The sequence below is a fragment of the Methanobrevibacter sp. genome (assembly GCF_036307625.1).
In the GTDB taxonomy this organism is placed as follows: Archaea; Methanobacteriota; Methanobacteria; order Methanobacteriales; family Methanobacteriaceae; genus Methanocatella.
Genome location: NZ_JAXJXF010000095.1, coordinates 1 through 3,158 on the forward strand (window position 1 = coordinate 1; position 3,158 = coordinate 3,158).

Genomic DNA, 3,158 nt, shown 5'->3' on the forward strand with positions numbered 1-3,158 from the left:
TATACAGGCTTATAATAAATTTTTCAATGGTGAAAGTGATTATCCAAGATTTAAATCCAAAAAACATGATAAAAAATCATTTAGAATACAAAACAATGGCAATATAAAAATCAAAGACAATATAATTATTTTACCAAAATTGGGAGGGGTGTATTACCGGAGTGCGACAAGCTAGGACCAGTAATTTGTTATATGTTTAATTAACATATGTTAGTGCAGTTATATGAACTGATAACGTTGTTGTGCGCGTTATTCTCCCTTGAAACTGCGTCACCGGTAACGGTGGGGTGGGTTGCATAAAAGGTAAAGCCTAATTGATGCCATAACTTCCAATGGCACAAGGGCGAGAGAAAGATTAGTATTGGTTAACGACCGTGAACTCCTGAAAAAAGCATCGTCATACACAGCAATGGGTAGGAAGTTTCGAAGAGCCATTGTACTACTGGATAAAAGGACATACATGAGTTTCGGTGCATGTATATAGGACACAACCCTCATGCCAGTCGGTGTAATTGGAGAACCTAACCTAATCGTATCTAGCAACTGGTTAACTTGGTAAGCCCAGAACTGCCCACTTGACGTGGTAGGGTGACCGTGAGGAAATCTGATGTTCTTTTCTGGGTATGGGATGCTAAAGGAAGCAAATGCCCGCTTTAATCGAAAGATTATCAGTAAACTGACAAATATAATAACTGTGTGGGATAGGCTGACTTTTAGCAGGTGTATCTTTTGTTTCATTTAAAACGGAAGATATCTTGAATGTGAAATAAATATAAAATTTTATGAGAGTGTGATTTAGGCAATGAAAACTGGATATAGCGATATATTGCAGTCTGTGGAATCAGACAAAAGAGTACTTGAAAAAGAGTGGAAATCCATTAACTGGAAATCTCTTGGGTACGCCATATTTAAGATACAAAAACGGATATTTGAAGCAGAGAAAGTAGGTGACTATAGAAAAGTTAACAGTCTATGTAGACTGTTAGTTAATGATAAAAGGAGTTTATTATATGCTATTTATGTAGTAACCAAAAGAAATAAAGGTAAAAGAACTAGCGGTATTGATGGTAAAATCATAAGAACGGATAGTGAACGTATGGCTCTATTTTATAAACTTTCAAATTACAAAATTAGCCTACATAATCCTAAGCCGGTTCGGAGGATTTATATTCCTAAAAAGAATGGAAAAACAAGGCCTCTAGGTATTCCTAGTATTATTGATAGAATATATCAAGAAATATGTAAGTTAGCATTAGAACCAACGTGGGAAGCTAAGTTTGGAGCGAATAGTTTTGGTTTTAGACCTCTTCGTGGAACTGGTGATGCTATTGCAAAAATACATGCTCATACAAGAGGTTTAAAGAGACTATATGTCTTTGAAGGAGATTTCAAATCTTGCTTTGATACTTTGAATCATCAACATATATTGGATAAATTGGGTAATTTTCCCCTTAAAAAGGTGATTAAGAAATGGTTGGAAGCAGGGTATCTTGAAAATGATATCTTTTATAGAACCAGAACGGGCACTCCTCAAGGAGGAATTATATCTCCATTGTTGGCCAATATTGCGCTTCATGGCATGGAAGAGGCACTTAATATCAAATATCGGAGAAGAATAAAGAACAATCGTTATTATTATTCAAATGAATCCAAATATGTTGTTATTAGGTACGCTGATGATTTTGTAGTGTTGTGTAAGACATTGAAGGATGTAGAAGCCTTGTATGGTTTGTTAGATGATTATTTGAATGAAAGAAGTTTAACTTTGGCTTCGGATAAAACAAGGATTACAAATCTATATGATGGTTTTGACTTTTTGGGATATAATATACGATGCTATAGAGGTAAAGATCGTGATAAGGTGCTTATTAAAGCATCTAATGACAGTATCAAATCTTTTATGCACAAGGCCAAAGTTATCATTCGCAATTGCTACCCATGGAATCTTGAAGAGAGTATTACACGCCTTAACTATTTAATTAATGGGACTGGTAATTACTGGAAGAGAGGTTCAAATAAGAAATTGTTCAGTAAAATGGATAATTATATCTTTAGACTCTGGATGAGACAAATCAAAAGATGGTATCCTAATAAATCTACTAAATGGAGAGTTAAGAAACATTTTAAAGTATCTGAACATCCGGGTCATAATGATAGATGGACTTTTACTGACCCTAAAACTGGTAGCCAAGTGGATAAAATGTCATGGATTAGTATCCAATATCATAAATGCATTAAATATAGGGCTTCACCTTATGACGTTGAATATGATGAATATTTCGATAAACGCTTGTTGAAAACACCTTTCGAGTATTTATTTGGTTAACTCATATATAATAACTCCAGTTATCTATTGAAATAGTCGTTTACTTTCTTATAAAGTATGCTTGAGCCGAATAGTGGTGAAAGCCACACGTTCGGTTCTTAGGAGAGGAAGGGAGAGCAATCTCTCTGACTTATTCGACCAAGTAAAAAATATCGTGAAAAATTAAAAAAAGTTAAAATCAATAATGTGACAATTAAAATAGAAAATGGAAAATATTATGCTGTATTTAACATCGAAACTGAAATACCAGAATTTCTTAAAACAAAAGAATTCGTGGGAATCGATTTAGGTATGAGAACACTAGCAACACTCGACAATGGACTAAAAATAGCCAATTTAGACGTTACCTACGAGGAAAACATGATCAAAAAATACCAAAAAAGACTATCCCGACAAAAAAACAATAGCAACCGCTACAAAAAAACACTAAAAACCTACTGGAAATGGATAGACCAAAAAAAGAACAAAATAAAAGACCACTACCACAAAATAACCACAAAAATCGTAAAAAAATACGACATAATCATACTCGAAGACCTAAACATAAAAGGAATGTTTCAAAACCCACACTACAGCCCAAAATTACAAAAAATCGCATGGAAAAAATTTGTCGAAATGATCAAATACAAAGCCGAAATATACGGAAAAACACTAAGACAAATCAGCAGATGGTACCCATCAAGCAAAATATGCAGCAACTGCGGACACTACAACAAAGACCTAAAATATGAAACAGAATGGAAATGCCCACAATGCCAAAAAACACATGACCGAGACATAAACGCCGCTAAAAACATTCTAAAACAAGGATTAACAGATTTAATCGATGAAA

The 3,158-nt window shown here is 34.1% G+C and carries 3 protein-coding genes; all 3 read left to right on the forward strand.

Translation table 11 applies throughout. The features are described 5' to 3' along the window. Positions 1–361: 361 nt before the first annotated feature. Positions 362–484: a hypothetical protein gene (locus UIB65_RS06015; protein WP_330040253.1), complete on the forward strand. Its 123-nt coding sequence runs from the start codon at positions 362–364 to the stop codon at positions 482–484. A 318-nt stretch (positions 485–802) separates the two neighbouring features. Beyond that, positions 803–2,326 (forward strand): group II intron reverse transcriptase/maturase, encoded by a 1,524-nt coding sequence (ltrA, locus tag UIB65_RS06020; protein WP_330040254.1) that lies wholly within the window; start codon positions 803–805, stop codon positions 2,324–2,326. A gap of 186 nt (positions 2,327–2,512) precedes the next feature. Next, positions 2,513–3,158: transposase (locus tag UIB65_RS06025; protein WP_330040256.1), on the forward strand; the 646-nt coding region annotated here is incomplete at its 3' end.

Excerpts from the sequence above, each read along its gene's own strand:
- ltrA (WP_330040254.1), top strand. The coding sequence starts at position 803 with ATGAAAACTGGATATAGCGATATATTGCAGTCTGTGGAATCAGACAAA.